The organism is Brevibacillus sp. HD3.3A (assembly GCF_013284375.2).
In the GTDB taxonomy this organism is placed as follows: domain Bacteria; phylum Bacillota; class Bacilli; order Brevibacillales; family Brevibacillaceae; genus Brevibacillus; species Brevibacillus parabrevis.
In genome coordinates this window covers 1,253,439-1,276,213 of the sequence record NZ_CP085874.1, presented here as the reverse complement: position 1 = coordinate 1,276,213, position 22,775 = coordinate 1,253,439, and the positions used below count along the sequence as shown (strand labels likewise).

At 55.2% G+C, this 22,775-nt stretch carries 24 protein-coding genes; 3 read left to right on the top strand and 21 right to left on the bottom strand.

The genetic code is table 11. The features are described from left to right. Positions 1–50 precede the first annotated feature (50 nt). The 8 genes from HP435_RS06430 to HP435_RS06395 all read right to left on the bottom strand — a co-directional run bounded on the left by HP435_RS06430 (position 51) and on the right by HP435_RS06395 (position 7,918). Complete coding sequence (locus HP435_RS06430) at positions 51–503, bottom strand: Dps family protein (RefSeq protein WP_122962828.1); 453 nt, start codon at positions 501–503, stop codon at positions 51–53. 100 nt (positions 504–603) lie between these two features. Next, entirely contained in the window at positions 604–1,818 is a 1,215-nt protein-coding gene (locus tag HP435_RS06425) for a M20 metallopeptidase family protein (RefSeq protein WP_173598457.1), read from the bottom strand. Next, positions 1,815–2,744, bottom strand: coding sequence for a S66 peptidase family protein (locus tag HP435_RS06420; protein WP_173598458.1), 930 nt, complete (start codon positions 2,742–2,744; stop codon positions 1,815–1,817). The genes HP435_RS06425 and HP435_RS06420 overlap by 4 nt, the downstream gene beginning before the upstream one ends. 233 nt (positions 2,745–2,977) lie before the next feature. Beyond that, on the bottom strand, positions 2,978–4,348 hold the full coding sequence (locus tag HP435_RS06415) for a sigma-54 interaction domain-containing protein (RefSeq protein WP_173596054.1): 1,371 nt from the start codon (positions 4,346–4,348) through the stop codon (positions 2,978–2,980). Further along, positions 4,345–5,829, bottom strand: a complete 1,485-nt coding sequence (locus HP435_RS06410) for a HAMP domain-containing sensor histidine kinase (protein ID WP_122962824.1) — start codon at positions 5,827–5,829, stop codon at positions 4,345–4,347. The genes HP435_RS06415 and HP435_RS06410 overlap by 4 nt, the downstream gene beginning before the upstream one ends. Further along, a complete protein-coding gene (locus tag HP435_RS06405; RefSeq protein ID WP_122962823.1) occupies positions 5,819–6,499 on the bottom strand; it encodes a response regulator transcription factor in 681 nt (226 codons plus the stop codon). Before HP435_RS06405 ends, HP435_RS06410 begins: the two co-directional genes overlap by 11 nt. A 173-nt stretch (positions 6,500–6,672) precedes the next feature. After that, positions 6,673–7,419, bottom strand: a complete 747-nt coding sequence (locus HP435_RS06400) for a stalk domain-containing protein (protein ID WP_122962822.1) — start codon at positions 7,417–7,419, stop codon at positions 6,673–6,675. A gap of 244 nt (positions 7,420–7,663) precedes the next feature. Next, positions 7,664–7,918: a hypothetical protein gene (locus tag HP435_RS06395; protein ID WP_063228359.1), complete on the bottom strand. Its 255-nt coding sequence runs from the start codon at positions 7,916–7,918 to the stop codon at positions 7,664–7,666. A gap of 260 nt (positions 7,919–8,178) precedes the next feature. On the opposite strand from HP435_RS06395, the gene HP435_RS06390 reads away from it, so the two are divergent. Both HP435_RS06390 and HP435_RS06385 read left to right on the top strand, forming a co-directional pair. Next, complete coding sequence (locus HP435_RS06390) at positions 8,179–8,676, top strand: cation:proton antiporter regulatory subunit (RefSeq protein ID WP_173596053.1); 498 nt, start codon at positions 8,179–8,181, stop codon at positions 8,674–8,676. Between the two features lie 2 nt (positions 8,677–8,678). Next, the gene (locus tag HP435_RS06385) at positions 8,679–9,908 is read left to right on the top strand and encodes a cation:proton antiporter (protein WP_173598459.1); all 1,230 of its coding nucleotides are present in this window, start codon (positions 8,679–8,681) and stop codon (positions 9,906–9,908) included. 101 nt (positions 9,909–10,009) lie between these two features. On the opposite strand, the gene HP435_RS06380 is transcribed toward HP435_RS06385, so the two are convergent. Next, entirely contained in the window at positions 10,010–10,576 is a 567-nt protein-coding gene (locus tag HP435_RS06380; protein ID WP_173598460.1) for a peroxiredoxin family protein, read from the bottom strand. Beyond that, positions 10,566–11,258, bottom strand: coding sequence for a hypothetical protein (locus HP435_RS06375; protein ID WP_173598461.1), 693 nt, complete (start codon positions 11,256–11,258; stop codon positions 10,566–10,568). Before HP435_RS06375 ends, HP435_RS06380 begins: the two co-directional genes overlap by 11 nt. A gap of 85 nt (positions 11,259–11,343) precedes the next feature. On the opposite strand from HP435_RS06375, the gene HP435_RS06370 reads away from it, so the two are divergent. Beyond that, a complete protein-coding gene (locus HP435_RS06370; protein WP_173598462.1) occupies positions 11,344–11,649 on the top strand; it encodes a hypothetical protein in 306 nt (101 codons plus the stop codon). 39 nt (positions 11,650–11,688) lie between these two features. On the opposite strand, the gene HP435_RS06365 is transcribed toward HP435_RS06370, so the two are convergent. The 11 genes from HP435_RS06365 to HP435_RS06315 all read right to left on the bottom strand — a co-directional run bounded on the left by HP435_RS06365 (position 11,689) and on the right by HP435_RS06315 (position 22,747). Next, positions 11,689–12,345, bottom strand: coding sequence for a precorrin-2 dehydrogenase/sirohydrochlorin ferrochelatase family protein (locus tag HP435_RS06365; RefSeq protein WP_173598463.1), 657 nt, complete (start codon positions 12,343–12,345; stop codon positions 11,689–11,691). Between the two features lie 73 nt (positions 12,346–12,418). Continuing rightward, a complete protein-coding gene (gene cobA, locus HP435_RS06360) occupies positions 12,419–13,207 on the bottom strand; it encodes a uroporphyrinogen-III C-methyltransferase (RefSeq protein ID WP_122962815.1) in 789 nt (262 codons plus the stop codon). Next, a complete protein-coding gene (gene cobT / locus HP435_RS06355) occupies positions 13,204–14,256 on the bottom strand; it encodes a nicotinate-nucleotide--dimethylbenzimidazole phosphoribosyltransferase (RefSeq protein ID WP_173596049.1) in 1,053 nt (350 codons plus the stop codon). The genes cobA and cobT overlap by 4 nt, the downstream gene beginning before the upstream one ends. Further along, positions 14,253–15,770 carry a cobyric acid synthase gene (locus HP435_RS06350; RefSeq protein ID WP_173598464.1) on the bottom strand — a complete coding sequence of 506 codons (1,518 nt, stop codon included), beginning with the start codon at positions 15,768–15,770 and terminating at the stop codon, positions 14,253–14,255. The genes cobT and HP435_RS06350 overlap by 4 nt, the downstream gene beginning before the upstream one ends. Next, positions 15,763–17,142 carry a cobyrinic acid a,c-diamide synthase CobB gene (locus HP435_RS06345; protein WP_173598465.1) on the bottom strand — a complete coding sequence of 460 codons (1,380 nt, stop codon included), beginning with the start codon at positions 17,140–17,142 and terminating at the stop codon, positions 15,763–15,765. The genes HP435_RS06350 and HP435_RS06345 overlap by 8 nt, the downstream gene beginning before the upstream one ends. After that, positions 17,139–18,281 carry a cobalt-precorrin 5A hydrolase gene (locus HP435_RS06340; RefSeq protein WP_173596047.1) on the bottom strand — a complete coding sequence of 381 codons (1,143 nt, stop codon included), beginning with the start codon at positions 18,279–18,281 and terminating at the stop codon, positions 17,139–17,141. The genes HP435_RS06345 and HP435_RS06340 overlap by 4 nt, the downstream gene beginning before the upstream one ends. Beyond that, on the bottom strand, positions 18,278–19,057 hold the full coding sequence (cobM, locus tag HP435_RS06335) for a precorrin-4 C(11)-methyltransferase (protein ID WP_063228368.1): 780 nt from the start codon (positions 19,055–19,057) through the stop codon (positions 18,278–18,280). The genes HP435_RS06340 and cobM overlap by 4 nt, the downstream gene beginning before the upstream one ends. Beyond that, positions 19,054–19,767, bottom strand: coding sequence for a precorrin-2 C(20)-methyltransferase (gene cobI, locus HP435_RS06330; protein ID WP_063228369.1), 714 nt, complete (start codon positions 19,765–19,767; stop codon positions 19,054–19,056). The genes cobM and cobI overlap by 4 nt, the downstream gene beginning before the upstream one ends. Continuing rightward, complete coding sequence (gene cbiE, locus HP435_RS06325; RefSeq protein WP_122962811.1) at positions 19,764–20,993, bottom strand: precorrin-6y C5,15-methyltransferase (decarboxylating) subunit CbiE; 1,230 nt, start codon at positions 20,991–20,993, stop codon at positions 19,764–19,766. The genes cobI and cbiE overlap by 4 nt, the downstream gene beginning before the upstream one ends. Beyond that, complete coding sequence (locus tag HP435_RS06320; RefSeq protein WP_173598466.1) at positions 20,956–22,092, bottom strand: cobalt-precorrin-5B (C(1))-methyltransferase; 1,137 nt, start codon at positions 22,090–22,092, stop codon at positions 20,956–20,958. Before HP435_RS06320 ends, cbiE begins: the two co-directional genes overlap by 38 nt. A gap of 4 nt (positions 22,093–22,096) precedes the next feature. Beyond that, on the bottom strand, positions 22,097–22,747 hold the full coding sequence (locus HP435_RS06315; protein WP_063228372.1) for a precorrin-8X methylmutase: 651 nt from the start codon (positions 22,745–22,747) through the stop codon (positions 22,097–22,099). Between the last annotated feature and the right edge of the window lie 28 nt (positions 22,748–22,775).

Genomic DNA, 22,775 nt, shown 5'->3' with positions numbered 1-22,775 from the left:
CATATAAAAACAAGCTGACACCAAAGGCATCAGCTTGCTTCTGCTTTCGTTTATTTTCCCAAGTACGCCTGCAGCATCCAGACATGCTTTTGCAAGCTTTCACTCATTCCCAAAAACATGTCGCCTGTCGCTTCGTCGTTTGCCGCTTCCGCCGCCGTGATGCCCTCTTCAAGCTCCCCGATCAATGTCGTGAAATCGCTCACGACTGCTTGCACCATCTGATCGGCCGACTCGCCGCCAGCCGCTTCCTTGATGGAAGCTTGCTCGATACAGGACTTCATGGTCGAGACAGGCTTGCCGCCGACAGCGAGAAGTCGTTCAGCCAGGTCGTCCACATACGTCGCGGCTTCGTTGTACAGCTCCTCGAATTTGGCATGGAGCGTGAAGAAATGCGGGCCTTTTACATACCAGTGGAAATGGTGCAGCTTCACATACAACACAGACCAGTTGGCAACCTGCTTATTCAACACATCGGTGACGGGCCGACTCATTGTCATGCTCATGAAAGACGCTCCTCTCTTCACTTTCCTAAAAAAGATATGCGTCTGTATTGTGCCGCCGCTCGCGATATCCTATACCCGTCCCACGGATTCAGCTTCCTCGCTATTTTGCTTGGCGTTGCGCCGCCTGTTTTTGCAAAAAGGTCATGGCGTTACAGGCTTGCATGGCTGCGCCGATCATCAGGCTGCGCTCATCGAGGTCGAAGCGCGGGTGGTGAACGGGATAAACGAGGCCCGCCTGCTCATTGCGCACGCCCAGGTGGTAAAAAGCACTGGGAACATGCTCGGCAAAAAAGGCAAAGTCCTCTACGCCCAGACTGGGCAGCTCATTCACCTTAACCTTGTCGGTTCCCAGCAGTTGCTCGCCGCACTGCTTTACGAGGTCAACCATGGCGCTGTCGTTGATCAAGGAAGTGTAGCCTTCCTCAAACACGACCTCAGCCGCCCCGCCGAGGCTTCGCGCCGCAAGCTCTGCCACCTCGCGCACGCGCTCCTTCACCATCGTCCTGACTTTTTTGTCCAGCGTCCGAATCGTTCCGGTCAGCTTCACTTCCGAAGCGATCACGTTGCTCGCCGTCCCGCCGGAAATCATGCCGAGCGACAGCACCGCCGAGTCGCGCGGATCGACGTTTCGGCTGACAATCGTTTGCAGAGCGGTGATGACGTGGGCGGCGATCACAATCGCGTCTCTTCCGTTGTGCGGATAGGCGCCGTGCCCGTTTTCTCCCCTGACGACGATGTGTACATCGTCAGACGCGGCGTTCATTTGTCCGTATTTGACCGCGATGCTGCCGACGGCAAGCTCCGGGGATACGTGCAAGCCAAAGACGGCGTCCACACGCGGGTTGTCCAGCACGCCTTCGCGAATCATCGGCAACGCCCCGCCTACCGTCTCTTCTGCTGGCTGGAAAAACAGCTTCACGCTGCCTGCCAGTTGATGCTTCTGCGCTACGAGCAGCCGCGCTGCGCCAAGCAAGCATGTCATGTGGGCATCGTGACCGCAGGCATGCATCCGGCCCGCGATCTGGGAGCGGTACTCCACCGCGTTTTCCTCGAAAATCGGCAAGGCATCCATATCGCCGCGAAGCCCGACAACACCACCCGGATGCGCTCCTTCGATTATTCCGACGATACCTGTGCCCGCCACTTTTTCATGCGGAATGCCCAGTTCGTTCAAGTAGGCGCTGATTTTTTCCTGGGTACGAAACTCCTCCATCCCGAACTCGGGATATCGGTGAAAATCGCGTCGAACCTCCGTCAGCCACGGAAGCAGCTCTTGTGCATGTTGCAGCAACGCTTCGTTTAGCCCTGTACTCATACCGTCACACTCTCCTCAATCGCCAACACCCCGTGCGTTGCGTCAAGCGTAGCCTCCACGCCCAAAGGCAGAGCCATGTTGAAAGCGCCGTGCCCGATTTGCACGTTCCAGATGGTCGGCTTCCCGTACGGCACGACAATGTTTTGGAAGACGTCCCACACGGAAAAGCCTTCGCGTTTTTTCGGCTCGCAGTTGGTCCACGTACCGATGACCACGCCCGTGCAATCGTTGAACAACCCGCCGAGCGCCATCTGTGTCAGCATGCGGTCGATGCGGTACGGCTCCTCGTCGATATCTTCCAGAAACAAGATTTTTCCTCGCGTATCCAGCTGATAAGGCGTGCCCATCAAAGTGGCGATCAAAGCGAGATTGCCGCCGACAATCGGCCCGTACGCTTGCCCTTCTACGAGACAGACAACGTCCTCTCCCGGCGGATTGATGATCGGTCCGAGCGGCTCCGGTCGCGTCATCGCCCGCAGCAAATACTGTTTGGACCAGTCATCCAACCCGTGTGCAATATCGGAAGTCGCCATCGGGCCGTGCAAAGTCGCAAGCCCGGCCTGCTGCCCAAAAGCGGTGTGCAGCGCTGTAATGTCGCTGTAGCCGACAAACAGCTTCGGATTTTGCGCAATCAGGTCGTAATCGAGCATCGGCAAAATTTGCGGCGCCCCGTATCCGCCACGCATGCACATGATTCCGTCCACTTCATCATCGGCAAACATCGCGTTCAGCTCGCCAGCCCGCTGCAGCGGCGTCCCGGCCAAATACCCGCCGTACGTCTCATAGCACGTTTCCCCGACTTTTACCTTGAAGCCAAGCTCCACAAGCCCGGCAATCGCTTTGTTCAACATTTCTTCCGTAGCCGGACTTGAAGTGGCAACCAGTCCGATCGTATCTCCTGCACGCAACGCTTTTCCTTTGTTCATCCGACCCGTCTCCCTTTTACGATGATTGATCCCGTTCACAGCTTCCTGTTGCATGCAACTTGGCACGCCCCGCGTACGCTGCCACTATGCTGTTGATGACTTTCGTAATATTGCAAAAACAATGCCAATACGTTGGCTGCTCGCGATCCGCTCCTCCTCTATTCACCGCTGCATATCGGAGTCGCTAAAAGCGAAAATCATCGGCTCGCGTGCTATTCGCAGTTGAATAGCGTTTATTCACGCGTGAATAGCCATTTTCGCAGCTTCCGGCTCGCTGACGGCTGGCTGATGCCAAGCACTTCCGCTACTTTTGTCGTCGTCTTATGCTGCTCGTAGGCGCGCTCAAGCAATTGCCGCTCCACTTCCTCCATCGCCTCCTGCATCTGCATCACCCGCTCCACTTTGATTCCCCCTGAAGGGCTGCCCTCGTGGCCGTGGATATAGCGCGGAATTTGACTCGGCGTGATGAGGACGTCCGGTGAAGTCACGACAAGCCGCTCCACTACATTTTCCAATTCACGCACATTGCCAGGCCATTCGTACTCCGCAAGAATCCGGTAGCACACATCGGCCAGCCGTCTGTCCAAACAATATTTTTCCGAAAAAACATGGAGAAAGTAATGGACGAGCACCGGAATTTCTTCGCGGCGTTCCCGCAATGGCGGAATCTCCAGCGGCACGACGTGAATCCGGTAGTACAAATCCTCGCGAAATCTGCCCTCTTTGACCATCTGCCGCAAATTTTGATTGGTGGCGGTAATCAGCTTGACGTCGACTTTCCGCGGGACCGCACTGCCGACAGGCGTAATCGTTTTTTCCTGCAACACATTGAGCAGTTTGACTTGCAAAGATAGCGGCATTTCGCCGATTTCATCCAAAAACAGCGTGCCGCCGTTCGCCTTTTCGATCAAGCCTGCTTTGCCGTCCTTGTCCGCTCCGGTAAACGCGCCTTTTTCGTACCCGAACAGCTCGGACTCCAGCAAAGTCTCGGGGATCGCACCACAGTTGATGTGGATAAAAGGCTTCCCTGAGCGCGGACTGCACTCGTGTATGTATTTCGCCAGGACGCCCTTCCCAACGCCTGACTCGCCAAGCAAAATCATCGACGACTCGACCTGCGCCAGCTTTTCTGCCATCGTGGTCACCTGCTCCATCGACTGGCTGCGGTAGATCAGGTTCGTTTTGCTTTTTTTCCTGCTGTTCTCCTTGGTCATCTCGCTTTGCAAAATGCCGCCGACGTACTTCCTCTCGTTCTGCACCTGCTGTAGCTGCTCCTGATCGGTAATATCAAGCGACGTGTTGACGACTCCGCAAAACTCCCCGTTCGCATCCCACAGCGGAGTGCCTTCGACCAGCAATCTGCGGTTGTTGCGCGTCGTCTGAATCGTATGCACCTTTTTTCTGTCGCGAATGACCCGCATCGTGATGGTCGGAGAAAAATAGCCCAAATGATAAAATTCCTCGATAGGCTTCCCGATCATTTCCTGCGGGTCAATCCCGAAAAATTCCTCGTAGCGCCCGGAGCAATACAGTGTCCGTCCCTTTTCGTCGGTGACGTGCACGATATCAAAAAGCGCCCCCAAAATGGCTTCGTAATCGATCATATCCGCTTGCCACCCCCAGTCTCGTGCTCGCTTGCGCCTGCCTCCGCTCGCTTGGGCAATGGCAATGCAAGGGTAAAAACAGAGCCTTGCTCACTGCTGGATGCAAGCACCAGCTCCCCGCCGAGCGCTTTTGCCATCAGACGGGAGTAGGACAGCCCCAATCCCAATCCGCGCACTTTGTCTTTTTTGTTGCTGCCCCGAAAAAAGCGCTCGAAAACAAGCGGCTGCTCCTCAACGGGAATCCCGTTGCCATTGTCTTTTACATCGATGCACACCGCGTGCTCTGTCTCGTACATCACCAATTGGATGTTCCCGCGCGCGCCTGCTTTGCCTACTGCCTGTCTTGCGTTGTTCAACAAATTCGTCAAGATTTGCTGAACGCGGCCAGAGTCAACAAACAGCAGCAGTTGCTTTTCCGGGACGACGATCTCAAACACGATTCCTTCCAGCTCCTGGACGATTCGCCATTGCGAAGCGATTTCTTTGACCAGCTTGCTGATGTTTTGCTCTTCTTGCTGGACTGTAATGGCTCCGACCGCAAACGAGTTGAAATCGAGCAAGTCTTCGACCATTTTTTGCAGACGCTTTGTTTCGCGCAGGCAAATCTCCAGAAATTCTTTCTGCTCGGCTCCCGAAACGACCTCGTCGTTAACCGCCTGCACCAATCCGCTAATCGAAGTGACGGGAGTCTTCAACTCGTGGGTCACACCTGCCAACAGCTCCGTGCGCATGCTTTCCAGTTGACGAAGCCGATCCGCCATCTCCTTGAAAGTATACACCAGCTCGTGAATTTCCCGCTCCTTGATCGGCTTCGTAATCGTCACATCGTAGTTGCCCTCCACGATTTTGCGCGCAGACAGCACGACATTTTGAATCGGCTCAGACAACCTTCTGGAATGGAAGTAGATGACGGCCCAACCGAGCACGCCGAGACTGCCGAGCATGATGACCAAATACTGTAGCTGCTCCCTGCCGATCTTGATGTCTGTTTCCGGAAACAGCAAAATGACCTTCCCGATTACGCTGTCATTATATTCCAAATTTTTCCTGATGACGTACAGCGTATCTCCTGTCGGTTGCCGAATTTTGTCTGCCTCGTCTGCTTGCTGGAGCAAACCGGGAAGCACCTTCTGAATTTCGGGAGGGAGCATGCCCATCCCCGGTCGGCTGTAGATCACTTCGCCCTGCTTGTCTTTGATGAACAAAACGAGGTTGCGATCCACCCCCATAAATTTTCGCCGATTGTCCAGCGTCTGATGAAGCTTGCCGCCTACCAAAATGTTGCCATCGTCGTCTACGACCCGATCCGCTACTTCTTCGGCGAACAGCTTGGTCACTTCAATCTGCTTCTCCACGGCGGCGTATTTAATCCAGTAGGCGGAAACCGCTCCGACGATGAGCAGCCCTACTACCAACGTCAGCAGGTAGCGCGTCGTCCAGTAGCGCAGCAGCGAGACAGGCTCGTTTTTTTTAGTAAACACAGAACTGATACCCCACCCCTCGGAGCGTCTTGATCTCGCCTTCTTGGGCAGGCCAGTTCTCCAATGTTTTTCTCACTCGCTTGATAGCGAGGTCCACAGCGCGATCGCTGCCTGCAAAGTCGATTCCCCATACTTGATCTATTAATTGTTCCCGCGTGAACGTCTGATTCGGATTTTGGGCCAAAAACAGCAGCAGCGACAGATCGCGAGGATGAAACACCAGCTCCAGTCCATGCAAGGTTACGTGGTGAGACTGGAAGTTGATTCTCAGACTGCCGAAAAAGCGCGTCTCCTGATCTTTTACCAAAATCGCCGACCGCCGCAGCACAGCATTGACCCGCGCCACTACTTCCTCAGCGACAAACGGTTTCGTTATATAGTCATCGGCTCCCTGGTTCAGCCCTTTCAGCTTTTGATCGGTCTGCCCCAGCGCAGTCAAAATGATCACCGGACAGGCGCTCTTTTCGCGAATATACTGTAAAATCTCCCAGCCGCTTCGCTCCGGAAGCATGACATCCAAAAGAACGAGATCCGGCTTTTTCTCGTCAAAAAGCCGAATGGCGGCGATTCCATCGTCAGCTTGCCAGACCTGATGGCCTTCCTTTTGCAGGTACGCCTTCAAAACGCGCGAGATTACCAGTTCATCTTCTACCAACAAAATGCTTTTCATAGGCTCCCTTTTCTCCCATTCGCGATTGCTCGCATGGTTCCTCTCTTTCCAATACGTACTCCTAATACTATCAGTTTACCTCTTTCTTTTTATATTTGGATTTGCGGTTTTTGGAAAATAGGAAAAAAGCCTTGCCCCATTTTTCGGGAAGCAAGGCTTTTCTTTAGAAAAGATTAGTTGATAACATCGTCTTCGAAGCTGATTTCTTCATCGCTGGCATCGCCATCAAAGTCGTATTCCGTTTTGTCGTTGTTGCTGGAGTCTACGATTTCGCCTGTTACGTCAGCGTCTTCAAACTCATCCCAAATGTCTTCGATGACATTTTCCACGAGGTCTTCGAAGTCCGATTGATCCAGTTCATCCTCGTACTCATCGAAGTCAAGCGCGATTTCTACGTCGATGTCATCCTCGTCGCCGCTCAGGGTGATATCCCATTCAACGCCACGGAAATCTCCGTAGTCGTCATTCAGGGCATCCTCCAGATCGTCCATACGGTCATCTACATCGTCGTCATCGTCTTTGTTTTTCGCATCGTCCAAATCGTCTTCCAGATCAGAGATTTGTTGGTTCAGCGTGTCGATCTTGCTTTGCAAGGTGCGAATCTGGGCGTCACGCGCGGACAACTCGGCTGCATGCTGCGCATCTGCCTGATCTTTTACCGTGATGGTGTAGGACGTGCCATTCCACTCGACTTCCTTGTTGAACACGCCTGCCATCATGCGAAGCGGGATGTAAGTGGTTCCGTTTACGATAAATGGTTCGATCGTAGTCGGAACAGTAGCACCATTATACAAGACCTTGATATTGTTGTACTTTGCCTGCAAGTTTTTTGTTCCAGTCGCTGCCTGAGAGCCAGTCGGCAGCAAGCTCGTCGCAAGAACCACCGCTGAGAAAACTGCTAGATACTGTTTTTTGAACATGAAAAGTCCTCCTTCTCCCGGTTGTCTTTTTCCTATCATGTCGCTATGTACATAACTTACTTTACCTATTGATCGTGTCGAGAGTATGTCAACATCGCATTTTTTCCTTGCCAAATTCCGGAGACATCCTGTTTCGCACCTCCAAGTTTATTCCATCGGACAAAAAAAAGAACCCGCTGAGCGCAGGTTCTGCTGTTTCCTTATGGATGCTTTTGGCAAGCGCCAGCCATGCCGGGCTGCCTGGTTAATCATGCGGCCACGTCTTGCGCAAGTCTTGCTCAAACTGGCGAAGGTGATTGATTCGCTTCTTGGCAGCCTGGTATTCGGCTTCCCAGCCTTCTTTTTCCCGTTCGCGGATGATTTCCGCTTTCTTTTCCAGCTCTCGCACTTCATTGCGCAGAGCGATGACAATGTCCAGCAGCTCATCCATCTCCATGGAGCGCATGTCCGAAATAAAGTTCCACTCTGCTTCTGTCAAACGATATTGCTTGTTAGCCACGCTTCATCACCCTTAAAAAATGTGTCAAATCTATGCGAATTTGTTTCGGTTATGCCAAAAAGGGAAAGCCGCTTCGTGTATAATAATGGATAATGGGTACGTATGTCGACAATGCTTCCAAGGATGATCCGGAATTATTACTAAAGTAACACCGGAATGGTTATAATTCCAAATGATCTTGCGCGACATGCAGGGCGCTCTTTCGTGCATAAGAGTGATTACCTATATACATATGGGCAGACGTAGAAGGAGGTTGTTGCATGTTCTCGATTCGCGAGACGGATTTGCCGGGAATCGGCAGAAAATATCAGGTAGAAACAAAAGGCGGCGACAAGCTGGTCATCGTCATTCACGATGACGGCCGCCGGGAAATGTACCATTTTGACCGCGAAGATCCGGATGAGAACATCTCGATGGTTACGCTGGATGACGACGAGGCGCGGCAAATTGCAGCGATTGTCGGCGGCCTGACGTACACGCCGACCGCTCTGGAAACAGTTGAGGTCGCTTTGGACAAGCTTATGATCGAATGGTACAAAATCGACGCTGGCTCACGCGCCGTCGGCAAGACGATCGGCGAGCTGGACGTGCGTCAGGAGACTGGTGCCACGATCATCGCTGTCATTGAAAAAGACCACACACAAACGATCAATCCGGGACCGGAGTATGTGCTTCGTGCAAGCTCCACCCTCGTAGTAGCAGGCGAACGAAAGCAGGTGAAAGCGCTCAAGACTATTCTCAGCAACGGGGGTGATTGACCTTGGAGCACATCGTGTTTGAAGTCGGCCTGGCGCTCGCTCTGATTGCCATCGCCGGCTTCCTCTCCATCAAGTTGAAGTTCTCCATCGTTCCCTTTTACATTTTGGTCGGGATGGTCGTCGGTCCGCACGCCCCCGATATCGGCCTGTTCGATCTGCGCTTTATCGACAGTGCGCCGCTCATCGAATTTATGGGCAGAGTCGGGGTGCTTTTCCTGCTGTTTTACCTCGGCCTTGAGTTTTCGGTAGGGCGTCTGATCAAGGCCGGGCGCTCTATCGCGATCGGCGGGACGATCTACATCGCCATTAACTTTACTCTCGGCGTGCTGTTTGGCTGGGTCTGCGGCTTTCCGCTGAAAGAAGTGCTGATCATCGCCGGAATCACTACGATTTCGTCCAGCGCCATCGTCGCCAAAGTCCTGGTCGATCTCAAACGGACAGCCAATCGCGAAACCGAGATGATTCTTGGGATCATCATGTTCGAGGACATCTTTTTGGCGGTGTACATCTCGATCGTATCGGGGCTTGTCCTCAGCGGAGCAACTTCTCTCGGAGGCGTGGTTTCCTCCGCTCTGATTGCTCTCGGCTACATGCTCCTGCTCATCGTCGTAGGCCGCAGGCTCGTCCCTTTTTTGAATCGCGCGCTAAACATCAAATCAAACGAAGTGTTCATGATTACGGTGTTTGCCGCCCTGTTTTTGATTGCGGGTTTTTCCGAGACAATCCATGTAGCTGAAGCCATCGGCGCGCTGCTCGTGGGGCTCGTATTAGCAGAAACACAACATATGAAACGCATCGAACATCTGATACTGCCATTTCGCGACTTTTTCGGCGCCATGTTTTTCTTCAGCTTCGGTTTAACGATTGATCCTCTGTCATTGGGGGGAGCCGTCTGGTTGTCCATCGCTGCGGTCGTCATCACCCTCATCGGAAACGTCACTGCCGGACTTTTGGCAGGACGCAGCGCCGGGCTGCCGCCCAAAGCTTCCACCAACATCGGACTGACAATCGTTTCACGCGGTGAGTTTTCCATCATCATGGCTAATCTGGGAAAAGCGGGCGCACTCATGGATATTCTCCAGCCGTTCGCAGCTTTGTACGTGCTGATTCTCGCCATTTTAGGCCCTTTGCTGACGAAAGAATCAAAGCGCATCTACCAGCTGCTGAATGCCGTCCTTCCACTGGAGCGCGGCAGTGTCAAGCAGCCTCCTGCAAACCAGTCCGATTCATAGTGTATTGATAGGTGATTCAAGGCAGCCGCTGCGTGTACAGGCTGCCTTTTTCGTCCGTTCCGTCCATCATCGTGCTCGCCGCTTTCCGCCCCCATGCTTCCTCACTGAATCGCTGCCAGCGTCTCCTCCATCCATTCGTAGCTCATCGGCCCGATGTACTTGTGCTGGACGATGCCATTCGAATCAATAATGTAGCTGGTCGGAATCGAGATCGCCTTGTACTCGTTGGTGACTTGCTTGTCTTCATCCAGCAGGACAGGGAACGTCATGCCGTACGCTTTTACGAACGCGCCGACATCTTCCGGCTTTGTTTCTGTCGTCGTCAAGTTTACGCCCAAAATGACGACATCGTTGTCTTTGTTTGCTTCATAGTATTGCTGCATGTCGGGAATTTCTGCCCGACAAGGCGGACACCAGGTAGCCCACAAATTGACGATCACTTTTTTCCCGCGAAAATCGGACAGCTTTACTTTCTTGCCGTCCAGCCGTTGCAGTTCAAAATCGGGAGCCGCGTTTCCTTTTTCCGTGCCGACCTGCGCTGTGCTAGTCGCCCCCGGCCCGCTCGTCGCGGCATTTTTCCCTTTTGGCGACAGGATCGAGGCATCGACAATTCCCCACGCCAGCAAGCCGATCAACACGACAAACGCCGCTATTTGATTAAACTTCATCTGCGTTCTCACCTTTCCGTTTGGTCATGCGTCTGGACAAAAAGAGCAGCAACAGTGCGCACCCGTAGTAGACAAGCTGCTCGGAGGAAAGTCCCGCGAAGGCGGCTTCGCGCGGTTGAACGTAAAACTGCACGTACACTTGTCCAATCGCAAACCACATCAGCAGCATAAGCCAGACAGCCAGCTCGTTCAGCTGTTTTCGCGCGCGTTGGAGCCAGACAAGGAACAACAGGCATAAAACGATCTGCTGAACATGGTACAAAAAGCCGCTTTGTTCAAGCAGCACCGTCAATAGCTGATACATGCCTGTCGCGGCCAGCGAACCAGTAGCCACCGCCCAGGCCACGAGGTCGACCGGAACCGATTTTTTGCGCAGACGCAGCGAAAAATATACCAGCACAGCAAGCGCCGCCAGCCAGGCTCCACGCTCGCCGCCGGAAAAATACAAAAGCGACGAAGGATTTTGCACGACTTGGTCCAGATGAAACAGCGCATAGCTGAACTTCCAAACCAAAAAGCCGAGGAGAACGGCGTTGCTTAGCAGCTCCGTGAGCGCCCCTCTTGTCGCCCTGTCTTTTTTGACAAGAAACGTGATTGCAAGAAAGCCCGTCGCAATGGAGACGATGACGGCCAAGGTGCTCATTTTCAATAAAAACGGGCCGATTTGAACAGCATCCCACAAAGAGGTTTCCTCCCTGAAAAAAATGACTTACGCTAGAGGGTATACGTACCAACTATCACCATATCAGGAAAAGGAGAATAATGGAATGCTTCAGCAAATTTTTGCGTTGCAAGAGAGCTTTGACTGCTCCTTCTCGAAACGCACGACCGTGCCCCACGTTCATCACTACCGGGACGAGAACATTTCAGACATGTATTCCAGCAATTTCAGCCAAATTTATGACGCGCCGGATGAAGGCTGGATCAAAAGCTACATAGCCAGGCAGCTACAGGACGCCAAAGAACGAGGGCTGGGACATCTGAAAGCAACATTGCATCCCTCCTTGCCTTTTTCGGGCGAGCTAAGCTGCCTGCTTCTCATCGCGGATCGCGCACAAAAAGAAACAACCTAAGTCGACATCCCGATCAGACTTAGGTTGTTCCTTTTTTGCCTATGATCGATCACAGCCCAGCCATTCAGCTACAACCGCCTCTGCCTCCCGATCCCTTCGCTCGACCTCCCCGCTGCGGGTCCATTCCAGGAAACGGTCATCCAAAAGCTCGGCCAAAACGGCTCGTTTGCCTGCAGCGTCCAGTTCGTCCAGCGCGAGCACCCGTTTGCGCATCGTTCCCAAAAAGCGCGTGTAGTCTTCGTACTCAGGCCCGATCCACGCTTCCAGCTGGCGGCGCAGTTTTTTCGCCAAGCCCGGATTGTTGCCCCCTGTCGAGATGGCCACAGTCAGGTCGCCGCGCTCGACTACGGACGGAACCGTAAACGAGCACAGGTCGGGACGATCCACTACATTGATCCACGGGCACCCGGCTTGCTGACACGCTTCGTAGACAGCCAGATTGACCGCAGAATCGCTGGTCGCAGCGACAACGAGCACAGCAGAAGAAACATCAGCGGAAGCAAACGGTCGCTGCCAAAGCGTCAGCCTGCCCGCTTGCCCCCAGGCGTGAATCGCTTCTGTACAGGTGGGACTGACGACGCAGACATCCGCGCCAGCGGCAAGCAGACTGGCGATTTTCCGTTCTGCGACCTGTCCGCCACCGACTACGACGCAACGTTTACGTTCCAGATTGACCATCATCGCATAGTGCGGCATCCGCCGTCCCTCCCTGCAATACTACATATTCGCGGCAGCAAACCGTCTAGCCTAGCCGCCCAGCCGTTGCGCTTTACTCGGCAAGACTATCGTTTACGCCAAGCGTGGCCTCAAACCAGTTGATTTTTTCCCGCATTTTCACGACATCGCCGACCAAAATGATCGCCGGATTGGTGACGTGGCTGTTCTCTGCCAAGCGTTCCTCGATGTTTGCCAAAGTGCCCGTTACGACCGCTTGCTTGGGCAGCGTCCCCCAGGAGATGACAGCGACAGGCGTCTCTGCGTCGCGGCCGTGCTTGATCAATTGCGTGCGGATCAGCGGCAAATTGGCGACGCCCATGTAAAAGGCAACCGTGTCGATCCCGCTCGCCAGCGCCCGCCATTTTTCCACAGCCAGCTCCGGCTTGTCTTCGCGCAGATGACCTGTCACTACGGCAAAAGATGAACCGTGATCGCGATGAGTCACCGGGATTCCCGCGTATGCGGAAGCCGCGATTCCCGCCGTGACGCCTGGCACGATCTCAAAAGCGACTCCTCGCCCAGCCAGATGCTCGGCTTCTTCTCCCGCACGTCCGAACACGCACGGGTCGCCACCTTTCAGGCGTACGACGATCTTGCCTTCCAGCGCCTTCTCCGCGAGGACTTCATTGATCGATTCCTGGCGCATCGTGTGATGATCAGGCAGTTTGCCGCAATAAATACGCTCTGCCGTTTCAGGCGCATAAGCGAGCAATTCAGGGTTAGCCAGGCGGTCATAGACGACCACATCAGCCTTTTGCAAGCATTCAAGCCCTTTGACCGTAATCAGCTTGGGATCTCCAGGTCCAGCGCCGACGAGGTACACTTTTCCCGCGCCGCTCATCGGTCACTGACTCCCGCCGAAGCAAAAGTCGCCATCTCGCGCACCATCCGTGCCGATGCCTCGACGATGGAAAACGCCACTGCCGCTCCGCTGCCTTCGCCAAGCCGCAGGTTCAAATCGAGCAACGGCTGTTTGCCCAGTACGTTCAGTACGAAAGCATGTCCCGGCTCCTGGGAACGGTGACCGGCAATCAAGTAGTCCGCTACGCCTGGCTCCAACCGCACCGCCAAAAGTGCTGCTACGGTGGCGATAAAGCCGTCGAGCAACACCGGAACGCGTCTGGATGCAGCGCCGATCACGGCCCCTGCCATCGCGCCGATTTCCAGTCCGCCCACTTTTGCCAGCACGTCGAGCGGCTGATCCGCATCCGGGCGATGCAGCGCGAGCGCTTCGCGGACAACGGCTTTTTTGCGCTGCCAGCCAGCGTCGTCCAAGCCTGTGCCCCGCCCGACAATCTCATCCGGGTCTGCGCCCGTCAAAGCGGACAAAATCGCGCTGCTCGCTGTCGTGTTGCCGATCCCTACTTCACCGACGATCAGCACCTTGGCTCCTTCATCGATGATCTGCTGCGCCAGCTCGATGCCGACCGCAAGCGACTGCCGCGCTTCTTCCGGCGACATCGCCGCTTCTTTCAGCATGTTGCCCGAGCCAGAGCGGATACGTCTGCTGGTCACTCCGGGAGCCTCTACCTCTACAGCCACGCCGACATCCACGAATTTTTGGATCGCGCCGATTTGCCGGGCGAACACGTTGATCCCCGCGCCACCGTTCACCAGGTTCAGCACCATTTGCGCCGTTACTTCCTGGGGATAGGCCGACACTCCCTCAGCAGCGACGCCGTGATCCGCCGCGAAAACAAGTACGCCAGGCGGCGTGACGACCGGAAACGTCTCTCCTGTCATTCCTGCCAGCTCCACAGCCAGTTCCTCCAGGCGTCCCAAACTTCCCAGCGGCTTGGTCAGCTGATCCACATGTTGTCTCGTTTGCTCACTTGCCTCATGGTTTCGCGGCTCAATCGCCGGAAATAGCTTTTCCAAGCCTGCCATCATATACGCACCTCTTTTTCCTGATAAGCCTTCATCTGTTCTTCAATGACATCCATCCGCACATGACGGCGTACCGTATCTGCCAGCAGATCGTAGCCTTGCTCGCGAAGCGCCACGAAGGACGGACGCTCCACGATTGGCTCCAACCCTTTTTTCGCACGGATTGCGTTCAATAGCAGCGTACGAAAGCGGTCGTTGTGAAACAACCCGTGAAAATACGTCCCGATCAGTTGGCGCTCCTCCTGACAGTAGCCTTCCGTGCGCTCTCCCATCTGGATAAAGGGGGCATCCACCTGCTCATAAGCGGACTGGCCCATATGAATCTCGTAGCCTTCCACTTCGAGCCGCTCTCCGGCAAACACCGCTTCGCCCTTGGACAAAACCGTCGTCTTTTTTGTCTCCATCGTCGTCGTCATCGGAATCAGCCCCAGCCCGTCAAGCTGCTGCAACGGAGATTCCACGCCATCCGGGTCCAAAATCGTCAGCCCCAGCATTTGATAGCCGCCGCACAGACCGACTACGTACGATTTTTTTTGCACATGGAGCTGTTTCACGGCGTCTGCCAGCCCTGACTCGCGCAAAAACTGCAAGTCTTCCAGCGTATTTTTGCTACCTGGCAACACGATGAGGTCAGGCTCGCCCAGCTCTTCCAAACGGGTCACGAAGCGCATCCGGCAATCCGGCTCCACAAAAAACGGGTCTACGTCTGTGAAATTGGAAATGCGCGGATAGCGCAAGACCGCGATGTCCAGATCGCGCGGCGTCTCTCTCTGCCCCTGGTAGCGATGCAAAATCAGCGAGTCCTCCGCATCGATCCACAAGTCGGGAATGAACGGCACCACGCCAAGCACAGGCTTGCCCGTATACTCCTCAAACCAGTCCAAGCCTGACTGCAACAGCGTCAGATCGCCGCGAAAACGGTTGATGACGACGCCGATCACCCGGTCGCGATCTTCGGGTTCGAGCAGTTGCAGCGTGCCGACCAGGCTGGCAAAAACGCCGCCGCGCTCGATGTCAGCCACCAAAATGACCGGAGCGTTCGTCAGTCGCGCGACCCGCATGTTGACCAGCTCGCGATCGTTGAGATTGACTTCTGCCGGACTGCCTGCCCCCTCAATCACGATCCGCTCATACGCGGCGGCGAGCCGCTCGTAAGCCTCGCCGATAATCCGCAGTCCTTCCTCGTAAAACTCCTGGCGATACGCCATCGCTTTCATGTTGGCGTACGGCTCGCCGTTCACCACGATTTGCGACTCGGAATCGCGCGTCGGCTTGATCAGGATCGGATTCATGTCGGTCGTGGCGAGAATCCCGGCCGCTTCCGCCTGAACGCCCTGTGCCCGCCCGATTTCTTTCCCGTCCAGCGTGACGTAGGAGTTCAGCGCCATGTTTTGCGATTTGAACGGGGCCGTCTTGTAGCCATCCTGCGCAAAAATTCGGCAAAGTGCCGTTGCGATCGCACTTTTCCCTGCGTCTGAGCTGGTTCCCTGAACCATCAGCGGGAGAGCTTTAGGCACGAGCCGCCACCTCCGCGCACAGACTCAGCCACCGCTTCACCAACTCTGGATTGGAGCCAAAGTGCAAGTGCGTGTAGCCTGCGACCAGATTGCCCTCTGCGAAGCCTTCTGGCTTAGTTCCGCGCAGCCCTTTTGTCTCATAGGCCGCAGGAAGCTGTTGCTCGCTGGAATAAGTCGAATAATGGAACTCGTGCCCTTTTGCCTGTTCATCCGGGCCGATCAGGAAATTGCCTGCCTTGCCGCGCACTTCCCGATAGCCAAGCGCGGCCAGCTTTTTCTGCATCGTCACCTTCCCGGGCACGATCCCGAGCATCGGGAAGCTCTCGCCGTCTGTGGTCACAATCGCTTCCGTCAAAAACATGAACCCGCCGCACTCGGCCAAGGTCGGCAAGCCTTTGGCAATCGCCTTGCGGAACGAGTCTTTCACCAGCTCGTTTTGCGACAGCTCGGCAGCAAACTCCTCAGGAAAGCCTCCGCCGATGTACAGGCCGTCCGCTGCTTCCGGCACGCCTTCTCCTGCCAGCGGCGAGAAAAAGGCCAGCTTCGCTCCGTGCGCCTGCAGCAGTTCCAAATTTTCCGGATAGTAAAAATGAAACGCCGGGTCTTTCGCTACCGCGATCGTCACGTCGTAGTTCGCTTGACGCGGCGCGAACAGCTTTGGCTCCACTTGCAGCGGCTCTGCTTTCGCCAGTTCCCAAACCAGGTCGAGGTCCACCGTTTCGTGAATCAAGTCTGCCAGCTTCGCAAACAGAGGCGCAAGCTCGCCGCGTTCCACGGATGGCACGAGTCCGAGATGACGCTCGGGAATTTCCAGCTCGTTTTCCCGTTTCAAATAGCCGACAACCGGAATCCCGCACTCCTGCTCAATCGCCGCCTTGACGATTTTGTGGTGCCCTTCGCTGCCGACTTTGTTGGCGAGCACACCGACGATTTTCGCCTGCGGATTGAGCAGTTGAAAGCCTTTGACGATCGCAGCCGCGCTGCGCGCCATGCTTTGGCAGTTGACCACGAGCAACACAGGCGAAGCTGTCAAAATGCTGATTTCAGCCGTGCTTCCTTTGTCGCTCGTCGCTTCCTTGCCGTCGTACATGCCCATGACGCCCTCGATGATCGAGATGTCCGCGCCTTCGCTGCCGCGGACGAAAATCTCTTTGACCACCTCATGCTCCAGCATGAAGCTGTCGAGGTTGCGCGACGCTCTGCCTGTTACGGCTGTATGGTAAGTGGGATCGATATAGTCAGGGCCGCACTTGAAGCCTTGGACGACATGGCCTTTGCGGATCAGGGCAGCCATCAGTCCGATGGTAACGGTCGTCTTGCCTGCCCCACTGCCCGTTCCGGCGATTACGATACGGCGGCTGTTATCCGTCATACGCGCTCCTCCTCACGATAAGGCATTAAAGCGACAGAAATAGTGGCGTTGCCCGATTTTTTCTTGGTCAGGACGAGTTCGTCGACACCTGCGTACAGCTTCGCCGCAGGCTCGCTTACCCCGTACGCTCCCGTGAACTTGAATACCGTCTCGGACGGATCGCTGATCTCCACCTTGTTCAGTTCCTCCGGGGAATACCAGACAAAAGGCCAGCCGTACTTCTCGCACACGGCGATCAGTCCAGCCTCGTCTTTTTTCAGTTCAATCGTCGCAAGAGCCTTGACGCTTTTGATGGAGAACTGCAATTCATCCAGCGTCTCCTTGATGACCGCCTCGATCTCCTCGGCAGATGTTCCCCGGTTGCAGCCCATTCCGAGCACGATTACTTTCGGACGATACAGGACGCCATTGTCCAAAATCGTCTGCTCCTCTGGCGCAAGCAAGCGGTGAGAGACGACGAGCGCGGCATGCGGATTGGCTGCCTGCGCTTCGGCAATCGTCTTGTATTCCTTGATCGACGGCGGCATCGGCGTGTCGTGCATCCACCAGTCGCGCTCGCCTGATTCGTTGACCACCGCTACATGCTCCTCGTTGACGACAGAGGCGCTCACTGGCGTCAGCTTGTCAGCCGAATCCCACTCCCAGCCAAAACGGCGGCCGAACAAATCGACAGGGATCGTCTTTTGTACATCGGAAGCAGTCGTGATGATCGGACGAGCGCCCATGATCGCCGCTACCTCGCGAGCCAGCTCATTGGCTCCCCCGAGGTGGCCGGACAGGACGCTGATCACATTTTCCCCGCGATCGTCCACGACGACGACACCCGGGTCTTTCTTTTTATCTTCCAGCAAAGGAGCGATCATCCGCACAACCGCCCCGAGCGAAATAATGATAATCAGCCCTTTGTAAGCGGGCCAAAGCGCAGGAAACAGCATGCGCACACTGTTGGAAAACAGCTGGATGCCGCGAGCTTCCTCGTCTCCACGGGCGAACTTGCTCATGTAGTACAAGTCTGCCCCGGGAAATTTTTGCGCCAGATCGCGTGCCATCTCTACCCCGTGCTTCGTGATGGCGACGATCGCATATTCCCCGCGCTGGCGGATGGCTGGAATTTCCCCTTCAACCAGTTCGATAATCATTCTTTCACACCTTTTCTGTACCCGTGCGTGAAGGTTTTATCGTACAGCTTGGAACGGTACTGTTCGCTTTTTTCATGGATATCCGGGTCCAAAGCCCAGCCTGCCAAAATCATCGCGTGCTTGCGAATGCCGTTTTTGCCCATGTCTTCGTCCAAATTTCTCAAAGTCGTGCGCACGATCAGCTGATCCGGCCAGCTTGCCCGTTGCACGACAGCGACTGGCGTATCTTCGCTCCAGCCTGCCTCGACAAGCTCACGCACTACTTTTTTCGTCAAAGTCGCGCTCAAATACAAAGCGAGTGTGCAGTGATGCTCGGCAAGCGCGCGCAGCTTCTCCCTGTCCGGTACAGGCGTGCGCCCCTCTGCGCGGGTAAGGATGAGCGTCTGGGTCAGCTCCGGGATGGTCAGTTCGGCGCCTACTGCTGCTGCTGCCGCAAATACGGAGCTGACGCCTGGCACGATCTCTACCTCGATGCCTTTTGCTTTCAGCAAGGCGATCTGCTCCATGATCGCTCCGTACACGGACGGGTCGCCCGTATGCAAGCGCACGACTGTTTTTCCGCTGCTGATGCGGTCTACCATCAGCTCTACCATTTCTTCCAGCGCCATGCCGGAGCTGTGCAGCACCTCTGCATCAGGATTGCCAAGCGCAACCAGCTCTTCGTTGACGAGCGAGTCGGTGTACAAAATGACGTCTGCCTTTTGCAGCAGCTTCATGCCTTTTACGGTAATCAAATCCGGGTCGCCGGGACCCGCTCCCACTATGTACAGTTTCATCCCTTTTTCACCACCATCAGTGTAAGATAGCTAAGCTCTGCCCGCTCCAGTTCACGCATGTCCGTCCAGACCATTTCTTCCGAGGAAGTGACCTTTGTCGCAACAGCGGCTTTGTCTGCGAGTCCCATTTCTTTCAGCAAACCGATGATCATCGGCAGCACTTTTGCTACCTTCAAAAACACGACGGTATCGTGATCTTCAATCGCTTTGCGCATCGCTTCCTTGTCTTCTGTAGCCGGAATGATCCCGATTTGCTCGTCGCCATCCGCGAGCGGCATGTTGAAGCGGGAAGCAGCTCCGAGGAACGAAGATACGCCCGGCACGGTTACGACAGGCACTTCCGGGTGCTCTTCATGCATGACGCGCATCATGTGGATGAACGTACTGTAAAACATCGGATCGCCTTCGGTGACAAACGCGACGTCTTTGCCTTCGGACAGACGCTCCCAGACGATTTCGACCGTTTTGTTCCACTCGCGCTCCAAAATTTCTTTGTCGCGTGTCATCGGGAAGACGAGTCCGAGCATTTCCTTGTCTTGCGGCTGCACGTACAGCTCGGCAATTTGGTGGGCGTAGCTTTTGCTGCCCATCCGTTTTTTCGGGTACGCAACTACCGGGGATTGCTGCAGCAGGCGGAATGCCTTGACAGTAATCAATTCTGGATCGCCAGGGCCGACTCCCAGCCCGTACAATGTTCCGATCTTGGTCACTTGCTGTCTCCTCCTTGTTCCTCTGCCTGCTTGGCCCAGGCCGTAATGATGTAGATCGGATTCAACGCTTCAAAACGGGTCAAAGACAAAATCGGCTTGCTGCGCGACAGTTGCGCCAGCGTGACCGATGTTTCGAAGCCTTCCTCTGCAAAAGCTTGCGTCGCTTCGTACAACGTCTCAATCGTCGCTGCGTTGACCACGATGCGTCCGCCTGCCCGAAGCCGCGTGCAGCAAATGTTCAGAAGCTCGCGCAATTCTCCGCCGCTGCCCCCGATGAATACAGCATCCGGGTCGGGGAACTCATCCAGTCCTTTTGGCGCGCGGGCATTCACAACAGTCAGATCGGTGCGAAACTTCGCCATGTTTTGGCGGCAGTTTTCCAGGTCGTCCGCATTTTTCTCCACGCCGTACACTTCGCCTTCGCGTGCGATTCGCGCTGCCTCGATCGCGACGGAGCCTGTGCAGGTGCCGATGTCCCAAACGATGCTTTTGGCGTGCAATTGCAGTTGGGCGATGCTTAAAATGCGCACTTCTTTTTTCGTAATCAGTCCCTTGTCCGGCTTGCGCTGGGAAAACTCCTCGTCCGCAATCCCAAACGGCCAGACCGGGCTTGGCCGACGCTTTTTCAAAATCACGACGTTCAAATCGGAAAAGACGCCGTCAGCCATGTCCTGCAAAGCGTACCAGCCTGTCCGCTCGTCTTCGCTGCCCAAGTTTTCCGCCACGAACGCATCGTATTCGGTCATCTGAAACGACAGCAAATACTTGGCGATCGCCGCAGGCGTGTTTTCCCGATCGGTGAGCAGCGCGACTTTGTCCTTGCCGTCCATCCGCTGCGCCAGCCCTTTGATGCTGCGGCCGTGTACGCTGAGCAATGTCGCATCTTGCCACGCCTCGCCCATTTTGGCAAAAGCGAGCTGAATGGAGCTGAGGTGCGGGTAAATGTCCACGTTGAGCTTTTTCGCCAAAAGGCTGCCGATCCCGTAAAAGAGCGGATCGCCGGAAGCGAGAATGACCGTCTTGCGCGTCTCTGACCGCAGTTCCTCGACCATCGCGGTCAATCCGCCTTTCAAAACTCGCTTTTCCCCTTTGTACTCCGGAAAAAAGCCAAGATGCCGCTCTCCTCCAACCAACAGCTCACTTTCTTCGATCCAGGTCCGGTACAGCGGCAGCAAGCTTTGCTGTCCGTCATCCCCGATCCCGATCACTTTCATCGCTTGTGTCATCGATCGTCACCCTTCCCAGCAGGGACCCTTTCATAGTAATGATGATGGTTTCGACCACGATGCCGCCGCCTACTTCTTTCAGGGCGGCACGGCAGCAGTTGGCGCACATGATCTCGAAAAAGGCAGGCGTCTCCGCCATCATATCCCCGACCTGCGAGGCTGTATTTGCTCCCAGTATTTCGTCCACTTGCTCTTGGGAAACACCTGCTTCCGTCGCCATCTGGGCCAAAAATCCGAAGTCGACAGGAGCGCTTTTCGAGTGAACCATCATGACACCTTGCGCCACTTTGGAAAACTTGCCCATCATGCCGACAAGCGTCACTTTGCGCATTTTCCTGACCTTGCACTGCTTGAGCGCAAACCCGACGAAATCGCCCATCTCCACGAAAGCTTCCTCGGACAGCTCCGGGTAGGTAGCGATTCCATACGACTCGCTTTTTCCGCCCGTGGAGAGGACGATGTGATCGCAGCCCGCTTCTTTGGCGACGTTGATCGCCTGAGCCACGCTTGCCTTGTAAGCAGAAGTGGAAAACGGCACCACGATTCCGCGCGTCCCCAAAATGGAAATGCCGCCGAGTATGCCGAGTCGTCCGTTCAATGTTTTTTTGGCAATTTCCTCGCCCGCAGGCACGGAAATTACGATTTTGATCCCGCGCTCTATCCCGTACTCATCGAGTACCGCCTGAACCGTCTCGCGAATCATTTTGCGCGGAACGGGATTGATCGCGGCCTCGCCAATCGGGACAGGCAACCCTGGCTTGGTCACCCGTCCTACCCCGACGCCACCGTCCAAAATAATCCCAGGCTCGTCTGACCATTCGACAGTGGAAAGAATCAACGCCCCATGCGTGGCATCCGGGTCGTCACCGCCGTCCTTGATCGTGGCTGCTGTCGCTTTTTCCGGCGAAAACTCGCAGCTCTCCATCTGGAAAGTCACGTCTTCCCCGATCGGCAGGCGGATCGTAGCCTCCCTTTGCGGCTCCTGGGTTATCAGCGCTATCAAAGCAGCCTTGGTCGTCGCCGTTGCGCATGATCCAGTTGTGTAGCCGTGGCGGAGGGGTTTCGCCTCTTTTTCGTCCGATGCTGCTTTGGCTGCCATCTGCTTAGCCCAACCGTTCCGCCATGATGGAGATGGCATTCAATGCCGCTACAGTTACAGGGCTTCCGCCTTTGCGCCCGATGTTGGTGATGAAAGGAATGTCGAGCTTCGCCAGCTCTTCCTTGGACTCCGCCGCAGATACGAAGCCTACTGGCATTCCGATGACAAGTCCTGGCTTCGCTTCCCCTTCCTTCACCATGCGAATCAGCTCCAGCAGAGCTGTCGGCGCGTTACCGATGCAGAAAATTCCTCCGTCTGCTTCCTTCACAGCTTTGCGCATGGAAATAATCGCACGAGTGGTGTTGAGGCGCTTTGCTTCTTCCATGACGTCGCGGTCAGAGATGTATACTTTCACTTCGCCGCCGAATTTCTCAATCCGATTTTTGCTGATGCCGACTTGAACCATTTGCACGTCCGCCACGACGATTTTTCCGCTGCGAATCGCTTGAATACCGGATTGGACAGCATCCGGGTGGAAAACGAGACTGCGTCCGAGATCAAAGTCGGCGGAAGCGTGGATGACGCGCTGCACGACAGGGTATTGTTCCTCTGTAAACGGGTGCTCGCCCAGCTCGTCGGTAATGATTTGAAAGCTCATGTCCTCGATCTCTTGCGGTTGTACAGTCAAAGGCTTAAATTCGGTTTTGAAGTCCATGGTTGGTTTCCTCCAGTCACTTGTTTGG